General features: G+C 35.2%; 24 protein-coding genes and 1 pseudogene. 8 read left to right on the forward strand and 17 right to left on the reverse strand.

Translation table 11 applies throughout. From position 1 onward, the window contains the following. Positions 1-649: 649 nt before the first annotated feature. The 13 genes and pseudogenes from CLAN_RS02160 to CLAN_RS02220 form a co-directional block, all read right to left on the reverse strand. On the reverse strand, positions 650-1,189 hold the full coding sequence (locus tag CLAN_RS02160) for a GNAT family N-acetyltransferase (protein ID WP_100590475.1): 540 nt from the start codon (positions 1,187-1,189) through the stop codon (positions 650-652). Further along, complete coding sequence (locus CLAN_RS02165; RefSeq protein ID WP_100590476.1) at positions 1,182-1,394, reverse strand: hypothetical protein; 213 nt, start codon at positions 1,392-1,394, stop codon at positions 1,182-1,184. Before CLAN_RS02165 ends, CLAN_RS02160 begins: the two co-directional genes overlap by 8 nt. 9 nt (positions 1,395-1,403) lie before the next feature. Then, on the reverse strand, positions 1,404-2,360 hold the full coding sequence (locus CLAN_RS02170; protein ID WP_100590477.1) for a ketoacyl-ACP synthase III: 957 nt from the start codon (positions 2,358-2,360) through the stop codon (positions 1,404-1,406). A gap of 31 nt (positions 2,361-2,391) precedes the next feature. Continuing rightward, positions 2,392-3,156, reverse strand: a complete 765-nt coding sequence (locus CLAN_RS02175) for an SDR family NAD(P)-dependent oxidoreductase (RefSeq protein WP_100590478.1) — start codon at positions 3,154-3,156, stop codon at positions 2,392-2,394. Then, entirely contained in the window at positions 3,157-3,831 is a 675-nt protein-coding gene (locus CLAN_RS02180; protein ID WP_100590479.1) for a CDP-alcohol phosphatidyltransferase family protein, read from the reverse strand. It abuts the gene before it with no gap. Then, entirely contained in the window at positions 3,828-4,553 is a 726-nt protein-coding gene (locus CLAN_RS02185) for a hypothetical protein (protein WP_100590480.1), read from the reverse strand. Before CLAN_RS02185 ends, CLAN_RS02180 begins: the two co-directional genes overlap by 4 nt. Then, positions 4,554-4,781, reverse strand: a complete 228-nt coding sequence (locus tag CLAN_RS02190; RefSeq protein WP_100590481.1) for a phosphopantetheine-binding protein — start codon at positions 4,779-4,781, stop codon at positions 4,554-4,556. Further along, complete coding sequence (locus CLAN_RS02195; protein WP_100590482.1) at positions 4,774-6,249, reverse strand: amino acid adenylation domain-containing protein; 1,476 nt, start codon at positions 6,247-6,249, stop codon at positions 4,774-4,776. The genes CLAN_RS02190 and CLAN_RS02195 overlap by 8 nt, the downstream gene beginning before the upstream one ends. 101 nt (positions 6,250-6,350) lie before the next feature. Further along, entirely contained in the window at positions 6,351-8,207 is a 1,857-nt protein-coding gene (rpoD, locus tag CLAN_RS02200) for an RNA polymerase sigma factor RpoD (RefSeq protein ID WP_096016064.1), read from the reverse strand. Positions 8,208-8,365: 158 nt separating this feature from the next. After that, a complete protein-coding gene (prpD, locus tag CLAN_RS02205; protein ID WP_086226520.1) occupies positions 8,366-9,820 on the reverse strand; it encodes a 2-methylcitrate dehydratase in 1,455 nt (484 codons plus the stop codon). 9 nt (positions 9,821-9,829) lie between these two features. Beyond that, positions 9,830-10,957 (reverse strand): citrate/2-methylcitrate synthase, encoded by a 1,128-nt coding sequence (locus CLAN_RS02210; RefSeq protein ID WP_096013554.1) that lies wholly within the window; start codon positions 10,955-10,957, stop codon positions 9,830-9,832. Further along, positions 10,954-11,838, reverse strand: a complete 885-nt coding sequence (gene prpB, locus CLAN_RS02215) for a methylisocitrate lyase (RefSeq protein ID WP_086232385.1) — start codon at positions 11,836-11,838, stop codon at positions 10,954-10,956. The genes CLAN_RS02210 and prpB overlap by 4 nt, the downstream gene beginning before the upstream one ends. Beyond that, positions 11,839-13,745 (reverse strand): annotated as a pseudogene (locus CLAN_RS02220) (propionyl-CoA synthetase); the annotation flags it as partial. Between the two features lie 242 nt (positions 13,746-13,987). Between CLAN_RS02220 and CLAN_RS02225 the strand changes: the two are divergent. Beyond that, on the forward strand, positions 13,988-14,908 hold the full coding sequence (locus tag CLAN_RS02225) for a hypothetical protein (RefSeq protein WP_096013552.1): 921 nt from the start codon (positions 13,988-13,990) through the stop codon (positions 14,906-14,908). A 92-nt stretch (positions 14,909-15,000) separates the two neighbouring features. On the opposite strand, the gene CLAN_RS02230 is transcribed toward CLAN_RS02225, so the two are convergent. The 3 genes from CLAN_RS02230 to CLAN_RS02240 all read right to left on the reverse strand — a co-directional run bounded on the left by CLAN_RS02230 (position 15,001) and on the right by CLAN_RS02240 (position 17,940). Beyond that, positions 15,001-15,204 (reverse strand): hypothetical protein, encoded by a 204-nt coding sequence (locus tag CLAN_RS02230; protein WP_100590483.1) that lies wholly within the window; start codon positions 15,202-15,204, stop codon positions 15,001-15,003. A 107-nt stretch (positions 15,205-15,311) separates the two neighbouring features. Further along, positions 15,312-17,684, reverse strand: coding sequence for a hypothetical protein (locus CLAN_RS02235; protein WP_197736419.1), 2,373 nt, complete (start codon positions 17,682-17,684; stop codon positions 15,312-15,314). Between the two features lie 40 nt (positions 17,685-17,724). Continuing rightward, the gene (locus tag CLAN_RS02240; protein ID WP_100590484.1) at positions 17,725-17,940 is read right to left on the reverse strand and encodes a hypothetical protein; all 216 of its coding nucleotides are present in this window, start codon (positions 17,938-17,940) and stop codon (positions 17,725-17,727) included. A 395-nt stretch (positions 17,941-18,335) separates the two neighbouring features. Between CLAN_RS02240 and CLAN_RS02245 the strand changes: the two genes are divergently transcribed. The 6 genes from CLAN_RS02245 to CLAN_RS02270 all read left to right on the forward strand — a co-directional run bounded on the left by CLAN_RS02245 (position 18,336) and on the right by CLAN_RS02270 (position 21,085). After that, positions 18,336-18,671 (forward strand): ComEA family DNA-binding protein, encoded by a 336-nt coding sequence (locus tag CLAN_RS02245; protein WP_100590485.1) that lies wholly within the window; start codon positions 18,336-18,338, stop codon positions 18,669-18,671. A 445-nt stretch (positions 18,672-19,116) separates the two neighbouring features. Further along, on the forward strand, positions 19,117-19,566 hold the full coding sequence (locus tag CLAN_RS02250) for a cupin domain-containing protein (RefSeq protein WP_100590486.1): 450 nt from the start codon (positions 19,117-19,119) through the stop codon (positions 19,564-19,566). Next, on the forward strand, positions 19,563-19,904 hold the full coding sequence (locus CLAN_RS02255; RefSeq protein ID WP_100590487.1) for a carboxymuconolactone decarboxylase family protein: 342 nt from the start codon (positions 19,563-19,565) through the stop codon (positions 19,902-19,904). The genes CLAN_RS02250 and CLAN_RS02255 overlap by 4 nt, the downstream gene beginning before the upstream one ends. Further along, positions 19,867-20,286 (forward strand): carboxymuconolactone decarboxylase family protein, encoded by a 420-nt coding sequence (locus CLAN_RS02260; protein WP_147525227.1) that lies wholly within the window; start codon positions 19,867-19,869, stop codon positions 20,284-20,286. The genes CLAN_RS02255 and CLAN_RS02260 overlap by 38 nt, the downstream gene beginning before the upstream one ends. After that, on the forward strand, positions 20,286-20,687 hold the full coding sequence (locus tag CLAN_RS02265; protein ID WP_100590489.1) for a MerR family transcriptional regulator: 402 nt from the start codon (positions 20,286-20,288) through the stop codon (positions 20,685-20,687). The genes CLAN_RS02260 and CLAN_RS02265 overlap by 1 nt, the downstream gene beginning before the upstream one ends. 44 nt (positions 20,688-20,731) lie before the next feature. Next, complete coding sequence (locus CLAN_RS02270) at positions 20,732-21,085, forward strand: cyclophilin-like fold protein (protein WP_100591039.1); 354 nt, start codon at positions 20,732-20,734, stop codon at positions 21,083-21,085. A gap of 210 nt (positions 21,086-21,295) precedes the next feature. On the opposite strand, the gene CLAN_RS02275 is transcribed toward CLAN_RS02270, so the two are convergent. Continuing rightward, the gene (locus CLAN_RS02275) at positions 21,296-22,030 is read right to left on the reverse strand and encodes a Fic family protein (protein WP_100590490.1); all 735 of its coding nucleotides are present in this window, start codon (positions 22,028-22,030) and stop codon (positions 21,296-21,298) included. Between the two features lie 200 nt (positions 22,031-22,230). On the opposite strand from CLAN_RS02275, the gene CLAN_RS02280 reads away from it, so the two are divergent. Further along, positions 22,231-23,373, forward strand: coding sequence for an NAD(P)-dependent alcohol dehydrogenase (locus tag CLAN_RS02280; RefSeq protein ID WP_100590491.1), 1,143 nt, complete (start codon positions 22,231-22,233; stop codon positions 23,371-23,373). The last annotated feature ends 174 nt before the right edge of the window (positions 23,374-23,547 follow it).

A 23,547-nucleotide genomic window follows, 5' to 3' on the forward strand; every position in this document is an offset into this window, starting at 1 on the left:
AATTCTGTCTCCATAGAAAGGAGAATAGTATTTTGCTAAATATTGCATACTTATGTATAATTATACTACTTTGTATAATTGTTGTCAAGGCTTATTAAGTCTTGCCCCACGAAAGTGGGGATGCAATCCCCCTATGGCTTTACACAAAACTTGGTTTTTTATGATTTTAGATAAAATTTAAATTTGCTACTAAAGATATTTTAAATCAAATCAAAATTTTAATTATCCATAGTAACTTTAATGAAAAAGAGACACACGAAAACAACGCTAAATTTAAGATAAATTAGAATGTTATAATGATATAATTTCGTTATGGGGATATGCCATAGGGCTGGAACCCCTACGGCAAATTCTGTCTCCATAGAAAGGAGAGCGGTTATGTTGTATTTTGTATTTACGACAATTATACTACTTTGTATAATTGTTGTCAAGGCTTATTAGCCTTGCCCCACGAAAGTGGGGAAATACAACCCCCTATGGCTTTAGACAAAACTTTATCTTTTTAGTATTTTGGATATATGGATTATTACTATAAGATTTTTTAATCAAAATAATATAGCATTTAGCTACTTCTAAATTTGCTTTTAATTGCGATTAAATAGCATTTAAAAGCGTAAAAATTATAATATTAATCCCACGCCAATCCCAATCACGCTAAACCAAGTTTAACTATCAGGCTATCTCGCATTTGGTAGTAATCATCTTTGTCAAGCTCAAAATAGATACATTGATTATCTGTGTGAGTGGTTTGGAAATTTAGCAATCTTGCCATACGGATGGCTCGTTTGTTTTCTAGTTTGCAATATGCTTTTAGCTTTTTAAGACCTAAATTTTCAAAGCCCATATCATAAATAGCGCAGTATGCCCCAAGCGTGATTCTAGCTTCGTCTAGGTGCTGTGGTATGGAGATGATTTCGCCTGGTATAGCAGTGCGGGCTTGCCAATCAATTTGCTGAAAACAAAAATACCCAATGGCTACGCCACCCACAAAAGCCATGTAATATAGCGAATTTGGCTGATTTTGGATAGAGTTAAACCATTTTAATTGCTCTTCTTTGGTTATGTGTGTGCCATTTTGGCTTAGCATAACTTTGGCGATTTTAGGGTCATTTCTCCAACTTCGCAAAATCTCTATATCTTTTAGCTTTAATTTTTCGATTTTGACGCCATATCTGCTAAATTCACTCATTCATCAAATCCAATATATCACCAACGATTTTAAGCTCTTTTAACTCATCGTATGTAAGTGTATGCCCATAATCATTAGCTAGCATAATAATAGTGCTAATCTTACCCATTGAGTCCCACTCAGCTATGGAGTCTAGCGGGGTTTGTGGGTTAAGTGGCTCATCACACTCTATTGTATCTTTGAATTTAGCTATCTTTTTATCCATTTTGATCCTTTATATGGTTATAATAGTCGCACTCCACGCAAGACCTATGCCAAAACCGGCTATTAAGACCTTGTGGCCTGGTTTGATCGTGTTATTATTTAAGGCTCTTTTAAGTGCTATTGGTATGCTAGAAGATGAGGTGTTGCCTACATTTTCGATATCATAAATCACCTTAGAATTATCTAATTTCAAGCTTTTGGCAATGGCCTGAAGTATCAATAAATTGGCTTGATGAAATACAAAATAGTCTATATCATCTAAATTTAGATTATTGGCTTTTAGAGTTTGTTTGACTAAATTTGGAATCTCTCTAATGGTAAAGAGAAATATCTCGGGCCCATTCATATTTAGGCTATTTTGTGAGCTATGAGATGGATATGCGTAGCCACCATATTTTTTATACATACTAAAGTACCCGCTACCATCGGTGCCACAGATGATTTGAGCTATTTTGTGAGCGTTGCTATCATCGATTAAGGTCGCACTCGCTCCATCGCCAAAGAGTATCCTTTGAGACAGATCGCTATTTTCGAACATTTTATAGCATAGATCGGCTGTACATAGCAATACTCTTTTAACGCTTTTAGAATTTATCAAAGATTTGGCTATTAATAGTCCGTGAGCGTAGCCACTACAAGCGATATTGATCTCCATTGCGTTTGTGGTTTTGGGTAAATTTAATTTATGATGAAGGAGATAAATCATAGCTGGTTGGAGATACTCAGGTGATTGAGTACAGAGCAAAAGCATATCTATACTAGCAGGGTCTATATCATATTCGTTAATCAAATTAAAAGCCGCCTTAGTCGCTAGATCACTAGTTAGTTCATCATCGGCGGCTTTATGGCGGTATCTGATACCGGATTTTTTGTAAATTTGCTCGCAGCTATACTCATCACTATTAGCAAGTGCGCTAAAATACTCGTTGCCAATAACCTGACTTGGTAGATAGTATGCTAATTTCATATTTTAATCCATCTTAATTTCATTATAAATTTCATTTGTCATAACCCCCCCCAGAGGTGATTTTGATACATTCAGCGGTGATTTTACTAGATTTAGAACTAAGCAAAAATAGCACCGATTCGGCCACATCTATAGGCTCTATAAGCCCAAAAGGCATAATATCATTTAAGCTCTTCTCGTGAGATTCTTTGGATATAAAGTTATTGATAAATTCATCATACATAGGGGTATTGACATATAATGGGGCTATGGCGTTGATCCTTACGCCTTTTTTGGCGTACTCTTTGGCTAGGCTTTTTATAGCGGAGTTTAGAGCTGCTTTACTAGCGCTATATAGACTAAGTCCAGGCTCACTGCCAAAGGCCGCTAAAGAGCTGATAGCTACTATGTTTGTGTCGTTTTTGATATATCTATTGTGTTTTAAGGTGGCTTTGGCTAGGGCAAAAAAGCTTAAAAGATTTATATTGATTAGCTCACTCATTTTATCTAAATTTAGATTGCGAAGTAGCGTTGGATAGAGTATCCCGGCGCAGTGGATAAAGCCATTAAATTTAAACTTATCAGCGAATTTGCTCACAGCCAATTCAATGCTATTTAGATCATTTGAGTCAAATAACGCAACTTCACTAGCTAGCTCACCGATACTATCCAATTGATATTTAATCTCATTTAATCTATTTTCATCTCTACCAAGTAGTAGCAATCTAGCGCCACTTTTAGCAAGTTCAGTGGCTACGCATCGACCTATGCCTGATGTAGCACCGGTGATGATATAGGTTTTATTCTCAAACTCCATCTACCCCCCCCCATTTAATTTAATATTATGATATAGCTCAATAATGCGATATAATATATCGATTAAGTATATTATCCCAAGAGTATAAAAGCATAGCTCAAATTTCAAGCTAAAAATTGATATAGATAGGATAATAGCTAGCAAACTAACATCAATCCCAAGCAAAATTCCACGCTCTAAAAGATATTTTTTTAGCCCAAATCTATAAATTTTATTTAATTTTTTTAATTTAGAGTGGATAAAATGCTTACAAAATTGCTGATGAAATAGCAAGGCAAAAGCGACGAAACTAGCACAAAATATACTAATATGATATACATAAGTAGCTAAGATAATAAGCCCAAACCACGCCATATAATCGCAGATATAATCTAGCCAATGGCCAAGCTTCGTGCTTTGATCTCTTAAGCGAGCTAGCATTCCATCAGTGTGGTCAGCTATGCTATAGATTAAAAACAAAATTCCACTTAAAATATTATGCCCCAAATATAGTAAAATAAATGAGCTAGCTACACAAAACATAGCAAAGATGGTTATATGATTTGGCTTTATATTTGTGCGGATAAGTAGTGGTAAGATGAGTTTTGAAACTATCAAAACACGCCAAATATACTCAGTTATATAATATGTATCTTTGCTCTCTAATCTTTCGGCTTTTTTAAGTTTTGATATCATAGCTCAACTTCTAAAAACTCACCCCAAATTTGAGCGATTTCTTGGTATGTTTGATTGATATCAGAAGTGAATTCATCACTACTCCAAGCTCTTCTAAGCACCATCGCCATCTCTACTTCGCTCCAAAATTCAGATACCCTATCGCTAGGAATTTCATCTATGATATAGGTGCCAAATTTAGCTTTTATGTAGTTTTGTAAATGCTCTACTACTATTTGAGCGACTCTAAATATAAATATATAATTTGGGTCTTTTAAAAGCTCTTTTAAATTTGATTTTAGCATATTTTCTATATTTTGTTTTTGTGTTTTGATAAGGGTACATGGATGGGTATCATCAGCAAAAAATATATCAAAAATCGTCCCATTAAAAAAGCCTAAAATCTCGCCCCTAGCGTTGATTTTAGGTAAAATCGGATATAGCTTACAAATCAATGGGCGATTTTGGTGCGGATGACAAAGCCCCTTTTTATCACAATGTAGCCAATGTATAGTGAAGGTTTGACCGCCTTTGAGTTTGAATTTCTCACTCTTTTTAGCTACTTCCATACCATCTATTCCGCCTGATTTTAGATACTCCTTATACTCGATATCAAAAAGTGGTAGAGCGATGAAATTTGAGCGAATTAGCTTAAAATGTGGATTGGCAAATCCAGCGCAGCAGTATCCAGCGCAACTCTCATAACATTTTGGGGAGTAGATATATTCTTGATTGTAATTCATTTAAATTCCATAAGCTAATTTAATCATATTATCCAAAGCGGCTATGCTTTGAAAGTTTTCAGCACTTAGGAATTTGGCGTCTAAATCTTTATTATACCTAGCTTGCATAGCAGCTATAAGTGCGATAATATCGATGCTATCGATAAGTCCATTATCAAGCAAATTTAAATTTTCATCACTTATATCACCTCTGCCTATCTCGTTTAATAGGATTTTTGCTTCACTCATTTTTTAGTGCCTCTTTATCTATTTTGCCATTTTGGTTTAGCTTGAAATTTGATTTATGGATGAATTTTCGTGGGATCATATACTCTGGGAGTTTGGATTTTAAAAACTCTTTTAAATTCTTAATCTCATCTTGGCTTTCGTAAAATGCGATGATTTGAGAATTTTTAAATATACAGGCAACTCTATGGATATCTGTGTGTGAGCTTAGAGCCACTTCTATCTCGCCAAGCTCGATTCTAAATCCATTAAGCTTAATCTGAGAATCACACCTACCATAATATAGTAGATTGCTATATTTATCATAAGCGACTATATCACCGGTTTTATAAATTAGCTCTTTGTAGGCTGATTGAAGTGGGTTTTGGATGAAGGCTTGGGCTGTTTTATCAGCGTCATTGTAGTATCCGCTAGATAGGCTAGAGCCTTTGATATATAATTCGCCTTTTAAATTTGGTTTGGTTATAAGATTCATATTTTCATCAAATACCAAAAGTTCTGTATTGCTAAACGCCTTACCAATAGGCAAGATCTCATCATCACCAAACTCTCTATCTACCATATAATACGAACTTGCTAAGGTTGTTTCAGTAGGGCCATACATATTATAAAATTTAGCATTTTTAATGGATTTTATCCAGTAATTTAGCTGTTTTGTAGGCATCATCTCGCCACAAGATATTATCATTTTAAGGGATAAATTTGCTCCATTTAGGGCATTAGAATTAGCAAAATATACTAACACACTTGGCACCCAGAGAATGGTAGTAACGCTATTTGTGATTAGATACTCAACTACTTTAAGCGGAAAAGCAAAAATAGAGCTTGGTAAAATATGAGTAGTAGCACCAATAAAGGTATTAACATAGATATCAAAAACGCTTAAATCAAAATAAAATGGCGCTTGATTAGCTATAATGCTATCTTGGCTTATATTAAGGTCGCTAGAACAAGCTAAGATAAAGTCTAAAAGGCTTTTGTGGCTGATACTCACGCCTTTTGGCTCGCCTGTGCTGCCGCTAGTAAATAGCGTGTAGGCTAGGTCTGTGTCTATGATTTTGACGCTATTAAGAAGGTTATAATCAATCTTAAATTTAGATACATCATCTATAAATATTGTTTTGAGATTTAAATTTATCTTTAAATCTTTGGAGGTGATGAGTAGGGCGGGGCTTAGCTTTTTAACTATCTTTTCTACTCTTTGAGCCGGCATATTTTCATCTATTATTGTGTAGAAATTGCCACTTTTGAGCACCCCAAAAAAGCTTATAATCGCCTCTATGGATTTAGGTAAAATTATCAAAATAGGGGATTTATATATTTTATGATTTAAAATTTCACTAGCCAAAGCGGTGCTAAGCTCATCAAGCTTAGAGTAGCTAATGGTGGTGCCACTTGGCGTTATAAATGCTGGTTTATCTGGTAGGATCTTGGCTGTGTGAACTAGTATTTGATGGGTTGAGTTTAGCATATTTTCCCCTTAAAATTCAAAAAATAGGGGGGGGTAGAGCCTTTTGAATTAAATTTAATTTGATAAGAAATCTCAAATTTAAATCTCATCCCCCGCAAAATCTATCCTTCTATATAGTTTTTGAGTTTGCGACCGACTTTTGGATGCTTTAGTTTTTTAATTGCTGAGCTTTCTATCTGTCTTACACGCTCTCTTGTTACATTTAGCTCTTTGCCGATCTCTTCAAGCGTCCTATCACTCTCATCTTCAAGCAAGCCAAAACGCATTCTAATCACAGCTTTTTCTCTATCATTTAACTGATCTAAAACTTCATCTATCTGCTCTTTTAAATCCGCTTTTAATATCTGTTCCATCGGGCTTAATGCGCTTCTATCTTCTACGAAATCGCCATATTTGCCATCATCTTCGCTGCCGATCGGAGCTTCTAGGCTTATTGGCTCTTTGGTGATTTTGATAACTTGCTTAACCTTATCTACGCTTAGCCCAACTTCTTTAGCAATTACACTTACATCTGGCTCTTTGCCTTCTTCTTGGACATATTTTCTATTGATTTTATTAATGCGATTTATGGTTTCTATCATGTGGATTGGAATTCTAATAGTTCTAGCTTGATCAGCGATAGCTCTGCTGATAGCTTGTCTTATCCACCAAGTGGCGTATGTGGAGAATTTAAATCCCTTTTTATACTCGAATTTATCCACAGCTTTCATAAGGCCTATATTGCCCTCTTGGATAAGGTCTAAAAACGGCAACCCACGATTAGTATATTTTTTGGCTATGCTGACAACTAGGCGTAAATTTGATTTTGCCATTTTGGCTTTGGCGTCATCGCTGATATTTTTGCCTTTTTTGATCTGATCTAAGACATTTTTAAGATCTTTTGGATCTAGGTTAAAGCCGGTTTTGCTCGCTTCTTTGGTTTGAAATAGCTTTTTGATCTCCATATATGTAGATACCATTGTAGCTTCTGGGACTCTAGCTATTACATCTTCTTTGCTTAGTTTGGTGATATCTTTTAAGATTTGTTGGTGATTTTTTCTCAATTCAGCGCTAAACATCGGAAGTCTATACTCAAGTCTTTTAAGCTCTTTATCAAAGTCGGTATCGCTTTTTAAAGCAGTTTCAATAGACTTTACAATCTCATTTATTAGCTTGCTTGTTGGGCCTAAATCCATTAATTTATCTTTTAAGACCTTTTTTTTGAATGTTAAATTCAGTTTTGATTGTAGATCGACCTCATTTTCTACGGATATATTTTGCTTAGATGCGATTTTTAGCCAATCTTTTTTAGCTTTTTCAAGTGCTTTAAAGCTCTCTATTACCTTTTCAGCTCTCTTATCAAGCTTTTTAGGCTGTTTTTTGCTCTCTTCGATCTCTTCATCTTCATTATAGCTCTCTTCGATATCATCTTCTTCTTCGTTGTCTTCTTCATCAAAGCTTTTAAATAGCTCTTTAACTCGGCGCTCTCTATTAATCAAAGGCTCTTTATAATCTAGTATAAAATCTATTAGATACGGCACAGAGCAAAAGGCATCTATAATGATATCTTCACCTAGCTCAATCTTTTTGCTTATCTCGATCTCTTCTTCTTTGCTTAGTAGCGGTATTTGGCCCATTTCTCTAAGATACATACGAACAGGGCTATCAGATCGGCTCCACTCTAATAGATCAGTTTCGCTACTTAGGTCAAATTCGTCTTCTAAATTTGCTTCAGATGATTTTTGCGGGTCTGTTGTGGATGATCTTTTGGCCTCTTGGATCGTTTTTTGTTTGGCAGCTTCCACGGCGCTTGTTAGCTGAATTTTGTGTAATTCGGCTAGGGATTCTATCTTTTTGATCATTGCTGCGGTTGGGGCTTTGTCAAATAGCCTTACTAGTTGCTCAAATGTCACATAGCTTTTGGCATTTTCTCGAAATAGCTCTTCAATTTGTGTAAATACCTCTTTGGCTGCACTCATCAAAATATCCTTTGTATAGGCAAAATAAAGTCGGATATTATACACAAAAATTGATTAAATAAATTTGAAATTAATAAAATGAAATATAAATAAGATTATAGAGTGGATTTTGCGAATTTGGCTTAAATTTAGCCTAGGATTGCTCCTAGGCTTTTAGATTATCCTAGCCAAAATAGATCGCTAAATTCATTGAAATTATAGCTCTCTAAAAGCTTTTGATTATTTACTAAATCTTCTATTATTTGGCAAGTTTTTGGGCTAAATCTTGTAGCTAGATTGGCTTTAAATTTAGCTTTTAATAGTGGAATTCCCTCATCTCTTCTTCTTTTGTGACCGATAGGGTATTCTACTTCTACTTTTTTGGATTTTGTGCCATCTTTGTAGTAGATTTCAACTGCGTTTGCGATACTTCTTTTATCGCTATCTAGATACTCTTTTGTGTATCTTGGATCTACTTCTACTACCATTTTATCTCTTAGGGCATCGATGCGTGGATCTTTGGCTACGCTATCTTCATAATCATCAGCCACTAATCTACCAAATATCAAAGGCACAGCCACCATATATTGGATACAATGGTCACGATCGGCAGGATTGGCTAATTCGCCGGTTTTATTGATGATTCTATGGCCTGATTCTTGAGTGGTGATAACGATTTTTTCTATCTCATCTAGGCGATCTTTGACCTCATTATGAAGTGCCATAGCACACTCAACTGCTGTTTGAGCGTGGAATTCAGCTGGAAAGCTAATTTTAAATAGCACATTCTCCATTACATACGAGCCAAATTCTTGTGGAATTACTAGCTTTTGGCCTCTCATTTTGACATCTTCAAAGCCCCAGAATTTCGCACTTAAAGCTGATGGATAGCCCATTTCACCTGTTTTGGCTTTTAGTGCTAGATCCACCCCACGACTAGATGCATCGCCAGCAGCCCAGCTCTTGCGACTACCTGTATTTGGTGCGTGGCGATAAGTCCTTAAAGCACCACCATCTATGAAGGCATTTGAGACAGCATTGCGAATTTCATCATAGTTACATCCTAAAAGCTTAGCCGCAACCGCAGTAGAGGCGATACGAACTAACAAAACATGATCCAATCCAACTTTATTAAAGCAGTTTTCAAGTGCTAAGATACCTTGAATTTCGTGTGCTTTTATCATAGCTTCTAAGACGCTTTTGACCTTTAATGGGGCTTTGCCTTGAGATAAATTTTTGCGACTTACATAATCAGCCACCGCCCAAATAGCACCTAGATTATCGCTTGGATGTCCCCATTCAGCCGCTAGCCAAGTATCATTATAGTCTAGCCATCTTACCATAGCTCCTACATTAAAGGCCGCACGAATCGGCTCAAGTTGATATGAAGTGCCTGGAATTTTGCTACCTAATGGGCGAAATTCCGCCCCTTCAACACTTGGACCAAGCAGTTTAGCGCAAGCTGGATATTTAAGAGCCAAAATCCCGCATCCTAATGCATCAATCATAGTATATTTAGCCGTTTCATACGCTAACTCGCTAGTAATCTCAAAGCTATCAGCATATTTTGCGATTTTACTTAGCAACTCATCAAATTCAGGACGTTTAGCCTCTAATATTCCCATATTACTCATTTTCTCTCCTTATCTTTGGTGTATTTGTATAAATTTCATTGGCTCAGGCCCTATGTAGTTGCTACTTGGGCGAATGAGCTTGTTGTTGGCTCTTTGTTCTTTTATGTGAGCGCACCAGCCACTTACTCTACTCATTATAAATATAGGGGTGAAATACTCAGTTGGTATCCCCATAAAGTGATATGCTGACGCACTATAAAAATCCGCATTTGGCGGCAAACTAGGGCGTTTTTCTTTCATTACACCCTCAATGGCTTCACTAATAGCAAATAGCTTGTGATTATTGCTTAGGGCTTTTGACCATTTTTTGATAACGGCGTTTCTAGGATCACCGCCAACTCCATAAACCCTATGCCCAAATCCCATTAATAGCTCTTTATTAGCTAGTTTTTGATTTACTCCATTTATAGCATCTTCTACATTATCAAAGCTAGAAATTAGCCCAAATGCCGCCTCATTAGCCCCACCATGAAGTGGCCCACGAAGAGCACCTATAGCACCAGCAACGGCCGAAAAAATATCGCTTTTTGTAGAGGCACAAATCCTAGCTGTAAATGTAGATGCGTTAAATTCATGCTCAGCATATAAAATTAGTGAGCAATGCATAGCTTTTACAAATTCAGCCGGTGGCGTTTTTTGGTGTAATTTTTCCAAGAAATACCCAGCTATGCTATCTTCTTTACTCTCAAAATCTATCTCTTTACCGCCATTTATATAGTTATGCCAAAAGCAAATAACGCTAGGAAGAACTCCAAGAAGGCGAATAATCTTATCATCTTGATCGCTAAAATCATCCTTTTCAGCTTCTAAAGTCCCAAGCAAAGCAACCGCACTTTGGCATACATTCATCGGATGAACGCCTTTTGGTATGAGCTTTAGCATAGCTTTAAGCTCAACGCTAAGAGGGCGAGATGCTATAATTTTGCTTTTATAATCTTTTAGTTCATTTGCGTTTGGAAGTTTAGCATATTGTAATAAATATGCAACCTCTTCAAATTCACAATGCTCTGCTAAATCCTCAATAGCATAACCATAATAATTCAACCCATTGCCAGTCCCGCAAGTACATATCGCACTCTCACCAGCTATAACTCCGGCTAATCCGCCTTGTTTTTTTGCTGCTTCGCTGATACTCATTTTTTATCCTTTGCAAATAGTTGGTCTAATTTATTTTCAAATTCATAATAATCTAACATTTGATATAGCTCTTCACGAGTTTGCATGATATCTAAGACATCTTTTTGATGGCCGTTTTTGATAATGCTATTAAAGACTTCAACGGCGGCTTTATTCATCGCTCTATTAGCTGAAAGTGGATATAGCACCAGTTTTATACCTACACTTGCTAACTCACTTTGGCTAAAATATGGAGTTTTGCCAAATTCAGTTATATTGGCTAAAACAGGCACTTTAAGAGCCTTTGTATACTCTTTATACTCTTCTAAGGTATGGACAGCCTCAGCAAATATCATATCAGCCCCAGCAGCTTCATATGCTAAGGCTCTCTCTAAGGCTTTTTGCTGACCCTCCATAGCGTGTGCGTCTGTTCTAGCCATGATTACGAAATTCTCATCAGTTCTAGCATCTAGGGCAGCTTTTAATCTATCTGTCATTTCAGATATACTTACAAGCTCTTTATTTGGTCTGTGGCCACAACGCTTTTGAGCTACTTGATCTTCTATATGGCAAGCGGCCGCTTCGGCTTTTATAAGCTCTTTTATTGTCCTAGCTATATTAAAAGCACCACCAAATCCAGTATCAACATCCACCAAAAGCGGAGTATCTACTCTTGAAGTTATGCGTCTTACATCGATTAAGACATCTTCAAGGCCTACAATCCCAAGATCAGGCAGACCATAGCTAGCACTAGCTACACCACTACCTGATAGATATATAGCTTTTGCTCCAAGCTTTGTAGCTTGAAGGGCGCTATATGCGTTTATAACACCTAATACCGCAAGTGGGTTATTTGAATTTACAGCTTCTCTAAAGCTTTTTCCTGGACTTTTTATACTCATTTTTTCTCCTTTATTATTGGGTAACCTAATGTCGCAATCACCTCTTTACAATGATCTAAGACGCTAGGATCTTCTATTGTTGCTGGAATTTTACATTCAACGCCATCTGCTAACTCTTTTAAGCTTTTGCGCAAAATCTTGCCACTTCTAGTTTTTGGCAAGGCATTAACCACGCAAGCTAATTTAAAACTAGCAACCGCACCGATCTCTTGGCGGATTAGAGCTATGGCTCCATCTACGATCCCTCTATGATCTCTTTCGATTCCTTGTTTTAAGACTATAAATCCCATAGGAACTTCACCCTTTAAATCATCATTTACACCGATTACTGCGCACTCTGCGATATCAGGATGCTTAGATATGATCTCCTCCATCTCGCCAGTAGAGAGCCTATGACCTGCTACATTGATGATCCCATCCATCCTACCTAAGACATAAACATATCCATCTTTATCTATATAGCCTGTATCGCCTGTGAGATAGTAGCCTTTGAAGTGATCTAAATATCCTTTTCTATATCTCTCATCATTTTCCCAAATTCCCATTAAACAAGCCGGCGGAAGTGGTAATTTAAGGCATAAGGCTCCTTTTTTGCCTGATCCTAACTCTTTGCCATTTTCATCAAGGACTTTTAGATTAAATCCCGGCATTGGTTTTGTAGGGCTACCTGGCTTTATAGGCATCTCTTCTAATCCTAATGGATTAGCGACAATAGCCCAGCCGGTTTCGGTTTGCCACCAGTTATCTACTACTATCTTTTTGGTAACTTTCATTATCCACTTTAGCGTATCACTATCACATCTCTCACCGGCTACAAAGATCGCTCTAAGGCTATCTAAATTATAATTTTTTATTAACTCGCCCTTATGGTCTTCTCGCCTAATAGCACGAAATGCAGTAGGTGCTGAGAACAATACATTTACCTTATACTCATCTACAATTCGCCAAAACGCAGCTGGATTAGGCGTGCGAACTGGTTTTCCCTCATATACTATAGTGGTGCAACCATTCATAAGTGGCCCATAAACGATATATGAGTGACCAACAACCCAACCCACATCACTAGCAGCGAAGAATACATCGCCAGGTTTGGCATTATATATATTATCCATTGACCACTTCATAGCTACGCTATGACCGCCATTTGATCTGATTACACCTTTTGGTGAGCCTGTGGTGCCTGAAGTGTATAAAATATATAGCGGATCAGTAGCTAGCACCGGCACACAATCTACGCCTTTGGTTTTCTCTTCTTCGCTCTCCCAATCGATATCACGCCATGGGAGCATATTTGCCTTATATTGTGGTCTTTGCCAAATTAGACAAGTTGTAGGCTTATGAGATGATTGCTTGATGGCTTCATCTAAGATTGGTTTATATGGTATTATGTTGCTTACTTCGATACCGCAACTAGCACTTATCACAACTCTAGGCTTGGCATCTTCAATTCTAGTAGCAAGCTCATGAGCAGCAAACCCACCAAATACCACGCTATGGATAGCGCCAATTCTCGCACACGCTAGCATCGCAATTACAGCTTCAGCCATCATTGGCATATATATCACAACTCTATCGCCTTTGACAACGCCTTTATTTGTCAAGATTCCAGCGACTTTAGCGACTCTATCTCGAAGTTGTCTATATGTATATTTCTTCTTAGTATCAGTAACAGGGGAGTCATATATCAAAGCGAGTTGATCCCCTCTGTTATTGTGTATATGCAAATCTAGGGCGTTATAGCATGTATTCATACACCCGCCAACAAACCATTTATAGTGATCCCCACTATCATCTAAAACTTTATCCCATTCATTATACCAATGAACTTTTTGAGCAGCTAATGCCCAAAAATTTTCTGGTTCATTAATGGAGAGATCATAAGACTCTTGATAAGGGCTAGAACTCATAGTAATCCTTTCTTGTTTGTTAAGCACATTATAGAGATTTATAAAAGAAATTAAAATGTTAAAATTTGTTACAATTTGTAAATTTTTGTCTATAAAATTTCAAATTTGGACAAAATTTATACAAAATTTAGCTAAATTGTCGCATAATCAAACAAGAATTTTAACTATAAATTTGCGTAAAATTTGATTTATTTTTTTGTATTGTTACTTTAAGTAACATTATATTTTTAAAGGAAGCCAAAATGCTAAGTGCTATGGATAGATTGATAATAATATTTGAAAAATCAAAGCTATCAATGAGTAAATTCGCTACAATCCTTGGCAAGGATAGGCGAACTCTGCTCTCTTGGATAGAAAATAAAGATACAAAATCTCTAAATGATGATATCAAATCTACAATTTGTAGCTATTTTAGGTATTATAAAGATATATGGGATTGCGATGAAAGCGAGTTTTATCGCTATATTAATGAGCTTGATGATAGTAGTTTAAGGATCATAGATGATGGATATGAGTCGCTTTTAAAATATATCTATGAAAATGAAAATGAAGGCTCATTAATCCTTCATCCTACATTTCCTAATCCAGCTTATAGGGATTTTGTAATTCAGAGCATTTATAATGATTTTGATAGCCAAGAAGCTGCTAAATATAGGCAAAAGCGTGGTTTAAAGATGAGAGCGCACTCTTTTGGGGCTAGTGAGTGGTATAGTGTGAAGTCGCTTTTGGAGTTTTGCTTTGCTAATATCGGTAATTTCTATACCAAAGAGCAAAAAATTCAAATTCTAGAGTTGATGATTGTTACTTTTCGTGACAATCTTAATAAATCAATTTACTTTTTTGACTCCTATGATAAGAAAATTTATGGCTTAGATATGTTTTATTTATCACTAAATATAAAAGAAAAAAAGATGTTTTTAAAGCTCCCACTTGAAACTACAATTTTAGAGATTAAAAATAGTGATCTTGTCAATAAAATTCATACTCACTACACTCACGCTAAAAAATGCCCCACACATATCGACCCGAAAGACGCTGTGATGGTAATGGAGCTAATCTTAGAATCAATAAAAGATAATGATGATTTAATGAAAACTTGCGCTAAGATAGATAAATTTACTAGTTATGGCAAGATTTTTACCAAGGTGATAAGCCGCTCTTAAAAGCAAATTTCACCAAAATATCACTATAAATCAAAAGCCTATCTTTGACTAGCTAGCATCATAGCACAAAGCTTGTAATACGCTTTTTACCATCATTTGAGAAGAAAGTCTAGCAAAAATAGCTTCTTTAATTGCCTTTTGTTCTCATCTTTGTGTGAGTTTCGCACCCAAAGAGCCTCGCTCTTGATAAGCTCATTTATTTGACTTAGCATTTGCGCCTTCGCAGCTTTATCCATCGCTTTGAATTTGCTAGAATTTTCTAAGAATTCCAAGTAGTTTGTAAGATTTGTATCCATTTTATTATCCTTTCTGCCGATACATTTTTTGCATTTTGGCAATGTTTGCTAGAATTCTAGCTAGAATTGCAGACTATTTGTTTTCGTTTTAGTGGGATTTTAGAATTTTAATAAATATTTTCTCGCTCCCAAAGCAATAAACCACTTTCTACTAATTGCCTATTAATTTTACGAGCTAAAATATCTCTATTATCAAAAAACTCTATAAATATAGGCAAATACTCGCTTTTAACTGCGTATTTAATGGTATTTCTACCAAAGCCCTTTGTGCCTTTTGTGGTTTTTGTTTTGGTTATGCGGGTGTCGTTTTGGGTCTTGAATTCTTTAAAACTACTTTCATCTTTTCCCATTATAGCGTTTGTTATATCATAAAAGCTATCGTTAAAATCTTTGCTTTTATACTCATCGTTTGAGTGGTAGTAGCGAAAGATTTTTAAAGCTGATTTAAAAAGATTTTTTGCTTCATTTGAAAACTCAAACTGCTTTAAAAAATCTCTAAAATCAAAAGGCTTTGAAACACCAGCAAAAAGATCATCATTTGCTGGCATTAAAACATTTAAATCATTTTTAGCACAGCCTAAATCATCGCTAGTAAAAGGCATAATATAATTTTTTTGTCCTTTATTTGAAAAGGCAACTCTTAAATAAAATGTAGAAAAAGCAATAGCATCATTAAATAACTCTTTTGGGATATCATCAATATTACCCTTAAACATATAATCACTTCTCTCAAAATATTGTTGATGAGTATTAAAATTTAATCCTTTTGACAACAAAGACCACACTAAATTATTTGATGTTATAGAATTGGCATTCTTTGATGGTTTATTTGTTAAGTTTATAACGCTTTCTAAATAACTAAAATTTCCAAGTACCAAACCGTCTTTATTTTCTTTTATTTTTTTATCAATTTCATTTATGAGATTTGGGCGAGTATCGTTATAAATATAAGTTCCTTTGAATTCAAGTTTATCAGTTTTTGCGTTTAGCTCGTATCTATCAGCTTTTATAGCGTTTAAGTCTAGTGTTTCGCCCTTATCTTTGTCAAAAATCACTTGTGAAATAGACCAAGTAGAGAGCAAAAAGGTAGTTTTGGCATTGCTAAAAATGTGTGAAACGATTTTATAATTACTATTTATATAGTGATTTACTTCACTGCGCAAAAAGCTCTCAGTCATATAGTAAAATACTATAACTTGTGGGTTTAGCTCTAAAACTTTGTTAAAAAATAAAATAGCTAGATTTTCTTTTTTGCCTTTTAGTCTTTGATAAGGTGGGTTCATTATCACCATTAGCTTTTTGTTTTCTAGCTTAGCAATTTCTGTTATTTCAAGCTCTTTGCCTTTATATTTAAATTTTGGTTGTTTGTCATCTTTTAAATAATCAAATTGCACTGAGTTTTCAAAGCCTTTGATTCTACAAATATCCACATCAGTTTGGTCTAGCGTAGAGAGATAGCAAGAGTTTTTATAGTCTTTGCCAAATTGATTTTGTAGATTTCCCACACCAGCGCAAGGGTCAAAAACGATAAAATCATCTAAATTATAATGTTCTTTTAAAATTTCATTTTGTTTTTCTACAAAACAGCTTGGAGTGTACTCTCCGCCTGTGTCTTTGCGGTATTTTTCGCTATATAATTTTGCTGAGTGTTCTAAGATTTGTAAAAACTCACTTTGTGCTGGTGGGCGTTTGTATTTTTTCCAAAAAAAGTCGTATTTTTCAGCGTTTGATATTTCATAATAAAAAGTTTGTTTTTCACCATTATATTTTATACCATCAATTTTGCCATCAGCATACATTATGCGATATTTGCTGAGGTTTGTGCCTTCTCTAATGAGTTCTATTTCGTATTCTCCAAACATTTCGCTTTCAATTTTTGTTTTATAAGTGGCTCCGTTTAGGATATCTACTAAAAATAAGTTTATATTATCTTGTTCATCTTGTATTTCATGCTTAAAAATAACATTGTGTTTCCACTCATTATAAACTGAAATAAAATTTGAGCCAGTAATGTCAATTTGAGTGCTAGCACCAGCTTCTAAAAGCTTGTAAAACTCAGCTATTTCATCATTTATATATTGAGTTATATTGCCTTTTATGCGGTCATTTATTCTATCAATGGCATCTTTTGTTGGCTGACTTGCTTTTTCTTTTGCCCAGTTTATGTCGTTATTAAACATAATTCCATTTTGCGAGCAGTCAATTAGCTCTAAATAATCATTATTTTCCTTGTCTTTGTAAATGAGCGCGACTTTATTTAAAATTTGCTCTTGCTTTTTGTTTGTTAAAATAACTTGTGCTAGGGCTTTTTGGTGTTCTGTATCGCTACTGATAATATCTTTGCTTTCAATGTATAATAAAATATTGCCTTTTTTGTCTTTTATAAGCAAATCAACTTGCCTTAAAACATCAAAATTACAAAGCTTTATATTAAAATACTTTTGTGCGAATTCTACTTTATAATTTACTTCATTTGCCATTGTTTGCCCCTTTTTGTAAATGCGTAATTATAGCCTAATTCTAGGGAATTCTAGAATTCCCTAATTTTAACTTAAAAAAAATTAAGCGCATAACAAGGCTAAAAGTTATGATATTTAGCCCCATAAGAGCTAGTTTTTGCTTGTGTTTTTCTATCTTGTGATGGGCTAGCGTGCCAAAATACACGCCCACAAGCCCACCGACACTTAAAATCGCACCGACTTTATAATCAATTAACCCATTATAGCTTATGCTCACAAAGCCTCCAAAACTAGAAAAAATTACAAAAAAAGCCCCAGCGAGATTGCCTTTTTGATATCCGCTCCAAGCACGCCAACTAAAAGCGGCGTTAAAAACATAGCCCCACCCATGCCGATTGATATCGCAAAGGCAGCAATCACAGCACCGATGATAAATAGCCAGATCTCAGGGATATTTATATCACCGGTGTTTTTGTCTGCATATTTCTCCTTTAAAAATTCAAAATTGTTTTGATGAAAAATACCCTAATTATACCCCCCCCCAATAAAATTAAGCTTAATTTATAGATAAATGTTACCAAAAGTAACAGCATATATCAAATTTATCTAAATTCAGTAAAATTTATATAAAATTTAGATTTAATATAAGATTATTTTATTTAAGGAGATTAGATGAAGGCGATTATTTTAACCGCTCTTAGTGCTAGTATGGTCTTAGCAGCTATCAATATCAACACAGCTAACAAAAGTGAGTTAATGGAGCTACCTGGAATTGGTGAAGGTAAGGCAAATGCGATTATCGAATACAGAGCCAAAAACAAATTCAAAACCATAAATGAGATCAAAAATGTCTCTGGAATTGGAGATAAAATATATGAAAATATTAAAGCTGATCTAATAGTAAATGGCCCAACTGATACAAAAAATTTAAAAAGCAAAGATATCAAAAAACCAATAAAAAATGATAAAAAAGAAAAAATAGATAATAACTCTACAGAAACTAGATAAATTCCCTATGGTTAAATTTAGTTTTGGCTAAATTTGACCAAAATTGTGTGGATTGTGTGGATAAAAATAGTAAATTTAAAGTTAAAATTATTTTGTTATATAGATGAAAATCAGCAAAAATAAATTGTAGCTTAATAAAGCACTATTTAAGTGTGTTTAGAGATGAGTTATAAAAGCAATGTTTGATATAAAAATTACACTAATTTTATCACAGAAGCCAAAAGCTATTAAATTCAAATTTTATTATTTTTAAGATTTTATCGCTGTGATGCTTTGCTAAAATATCACATAATCTCTAAGAGATTTTGCGTATTTATGGCCACTAGCTTAAGCCGACACTTTAGCAAAATTAATCATATTTTTACAACATTTTTTTAAATTCTCTTGACTTACACTTGGTGTAATGTTTTATAATTTTTGCTAAACTTGTAAAAAAGGAAGCAAAATGAAAAAAACTATTTTAACTCTTAGCGCAGCAGCAGCGGCCTTTTCGCAAGATTTGCCATTTGAGCGTGGTGAGATAAATCCGTATAGCAAATACTTCACCGGCACTACTTATCTAAATACCTTTGATGATGCTAGTGGTGGCAGAAGTGCTAATGCCGGCTTAGTAACCTTTGAGCCTTGTTCTCGTACGCATTGGCACACACACGAAAAGGGCCAACTTCTAATCGTTCTAAGCGGTGAAGGTGTAGTAAAAATAGAGGGGCAAAAAGCTATAAAAGCCCAGCCTGGTGCAATTATCAAAATAGATAGCGACGCTAAGTATTTTCATGCAGGTGGCAAAACCACGCAAATGGCACACATCTCAGTCATGGGTATGCCAAATAAAACCACTTGGCTAGAAAAAGTAAGCGACGAAGAGTATGAAAGTGTTTTAAAGGAGCTTCAATGAAAAAGATTTTAGCTGTTTTTGCGGTGTTTGGGGGTGTTTTAATGAGTGCAGATATAGAAGATACAACGCTTAAAGCGATATTTGAAAACTTTGAGAAAAGTAGTAAAAATGATACCATACAAGCTGGCCTAAGTCCTAGGCAAATCGAGCTTAGTAATCTAGCTGCGATAATAGCATCGGGTTCTCTTAGGCTATGGCAAGAAAGGCTAGAAAAAAGCGAGTTAAAGGCTGATGAGATAATGGAGCTTTTACGCCAAAGCACAGCTTATCTTGGTATGGCTAGGATTAGGGAATTTATCTTTGTTACAAGTGAAATTTATAAGCGTAAAAGGGGTTAAAATCACAGATTTTGCCCTAGAAAGTGATGAAAATAGACTTAAAAATGGGCAAAATTTACAAATAGAGCTTTTTGGCAGTGCTACTACGCAGAGTATGAGTGGCGACTACGCACAAATCGGCAGGTATTTAAGCCAAAATTGCTTTGGGGATTACTATACTAGGGTTGAAATTTTAAGCCTTATCGAGCGTGAGATTATCACATTTTTTCTTTTAGCGGCTCAAGGAGATACATCAGCACAGATGAAAGCTTACGCAAAAGCTATTTTTCTTCAAGGCTTAAATAAAGAAAAATTAATCGCCCTAATCAACGCAAATATCGCTCTTATAGGCTATCCACGCTCACTAAATGCCACCACCGCTGTAATAGAGGCTAGCAAATAATGGCATACACAATCATAGAAGTCTCACAAAAAACAGGCGTAAGCCCACGCACTTTGCGTTATTGGTGTGATAATGGGCTTTTTCCTTTGGTTGAGCATAGCCCTAGCGGTATTAGGTATTTTAGCAAGAGCGACATAGAGTGGGTAGAATGGGTTGTGCGTTTTCGTAAAATGAGTATGAGCGTTAAACGGCTTAGAGAGTATATAAATTTAGCTATCAAAGGCGATAGCACACTAGAAATTCGCCTAGCGATGATAAAAGAAGAAAAAAGTAGAATTTTAAATGAGCTTGATGAGATAAAATCAGCGCTTAATTGTGTGGATAAAAAAATTGAATTCTACGAAACTGCCATAAAAGCTAAAAGCGACCCACACGCCAAAGGTGGCAAAAAATGCGAGTGATTTTATCGCTTTTTTGCCTTTTTAGCTTTGTTTTAGGAGAGAAAATGGAGATTTTTGTTATCATAAATGAGCAAAAGTTAAAGGCTGTTTTGGCTGAAAATAGCCGGGCTAAGGCTCTATATAAAGAGCTAGAAAAAGGAGATATCATTATAAATGCTAGTGATTATGGTGGCTTTGAAAAAAGCGGCAAACTTCCATCGCCATTGCCACGAAATGATGAGCAAATCACAATGCAGCCTTGCGATATAATTCTTTATAGCGGTCAAACTTTTGTGCTAGCCTACGATACAAACTCATGGTTCTTAACTTGCCTTGGCAAATTAGATGGCATAAGCAAAGATGAACTAAAAAAGCTACTAGGCACAGGTGATGCAAAAATAAGGCTGTCTGTAAGATAGAAAAATAGCTTAGGGAATTCTAGAATTCCTTAGAATTTGTCATTGCCAAGCTTCATTTACTTTGTCATTATCTGGCTTTGAGCGGATAATTGCTATCAAAAGAGTAGAGATTTTTAGATCAAGCTCTAGAATGACAAAAGTGTTGGAATTCCAAAGTTTTCAAAATATAATTACAATGCTCTTAGCCCATTTTTCGTATTCTTTATTAGCTCAATACAAATTTACGCCTATGGGCTTGATGGGGTCGTATTCATTTAAAATTTCTTGATACTTATCTTGGCAACTTAAACAAGTATCAACTAAATAGCCTTTTATATTATCGTATTCTCTTAGACCTCTATAATAAAAAAGCTTATGTTCGTCATCAATGATAAATGGCGTTATGTTATTTTTTAGACACTCTTTAAACATTATAAGCCTACCCGTTCGTCCGTTACCATCCTCAAATGGGTGTATGCTTTCAAATTTATGATGAAAATTAATAATATCTTCTATATTTACACTTTTTAATTCATTATATGATTTTAGTAATTTTGCAATTTCGCTACTCACATTTTTTGGATTAGTTGTTTTTAAATCTCCTATAAAATTTGCCGTTTTTTTAAAATCCCCAATCACTCTATCGCTTGTATCTTTTTTTACAATAGCGTGAATTTGTTTTATAAAATCTTCATCTAGTGGGTTATCATAATTTTCTAAAATAAAATCAAATGCTTTAAAATGGTTTTTAGTTTCTATAATATCGTTAATCTCTATAACTTCATCTTTTTTTGATAATAAAGAGTTTGTTTCATAGATATATCTTGTCTGGTCTTTGCTTAGCTTGCTTCCCTCTATTCTGTTTGAGTTGTATGCAAAAACTATCTGCGTATAATGATAGAGTCCGTTTTTTATGCAGTTTTTGTATTCATCAAGTAAAATTTCCAATGCCAAATTTCTACTCATCAAACATCCTTTTACACTCAGCCACTACATCAGCTTTTTCAAAGCCTATAAATAATTACAAAAATAAAAGCTTGATTTTAACTATATTTTTAAGTATCATTTTGAAATTATATCAAAAATTTACTAAATTTTTCAAAACCTCTTGACTTACACTTGGTGTAATGTTTTATAATTTTTCATATCTTTTTAAAGGGGTAAAAATGAATGAAATCAAAAATAAAGATCGTAGAGATTTTCTAGCAAAAGCAGCCGTTGCTGGCGTAGCAATCGGTGCTGGTACAAATCTTTTTGGCGCAGCAAATAAGCCAAATATCGCTTGTAAAGGTTGGGCAGCTTTTGATGAGAGTGGCGAGCTAAAACCTTGGAAGTTTGAGCGTAGAGCTGTTGGTGATGATGATATCTTAATAGAAGTGATGGCTGCTAGTATCTGCCATAGTGATATACACACAGAGCTAGGGCATTGGGGTAAGCAAATCTATCCACAAGTACCCGGTCATGAGATAGTAGGTCTCGTGCGTGAAGTGGGTAAAAATGTCAAAAACTTCAAAATCGGTGACCGGGCCGGTGTAGGCTGTATGGTGGATAACACTGATATCGCTACGGCTGGGCTTGAAGAGCAATATAGCAAAAATACGATTTTTACCTACGGGTATCCATATCCTAAAGAGCCTACTGGCATAAGTCAGGGCGGATATAGCGATTATTTTGTGGTAAATTCGCATTTTGCTATCCATATCCCAAATGAGCTTAGCTGGGATGAGGCAGCACCGCTAATGTGCGCTGGAATCACCACTTACTCACCTATAATGAAATATATGAAAAAAGGTGATAATGTAGCGATCATCGGTATCGGTGGCCTAGGGCATCTTGGGATTAAAATCGCTATTGCTAAGGGTGCGAAGGTAACGGCATTTACAACTACTAAAAGTAAAATCAAAGATATAGAGAGCTGGGGCGCAAAAGCCGTGCTAGTAAAAAGTAGCGATGATTTAGCTCCGTTTAGGGCTAAATTTGATTTTGCGCTTAGCACTATTCCTTATGAATTTGAGATGGAGCCATATATTGCGATGGTTAAGCCTTTTGGTAGTTTCACTCTAGTTGGTATGCCTATAAATTTCAGCCAAAAAACCCAAACCTTAAATCTAGCTAGCACAAAAGTAAATTTAAATGCTAGTTTAATTGGCGGTATGAAAGAGACTGCGGAAATGGCTGAGTTTTGCGCTAAAGCTGGAGTTCGCCCAAATATAGTAAAAATCACTGGCGAGCAGATAAATCAGGCTTGGCGTGATGTAGTAGCAAAAAGAGCTAGATATCGCTTCGTGATCGATCCAAAGAGCTTTTAAGCTCTGTGATGAGTTGGGCTTTGAGATTTAAGGTAAAAAGAGCTTAAATTTATAAGAAATTTTAAAATTTGTTATAAATTTGTCAAATTTCTTAACTCATATTTGAGTAAATTTAATGATTGTTTTGGAAAATATTTTAAAATATCGCCACAATCACAAAATTAAAGGAGCAAA

The sequence above is a fragment of the Campylobacter lanienae NCTC 13004 genome, assembly GCF_002139935.1.
GTDB lineage: Bacteria > Campylobacterota > Campylobacteria > Campylobacterales > Campylobacteraceae > Campylobacter > Campylobacter lanienae.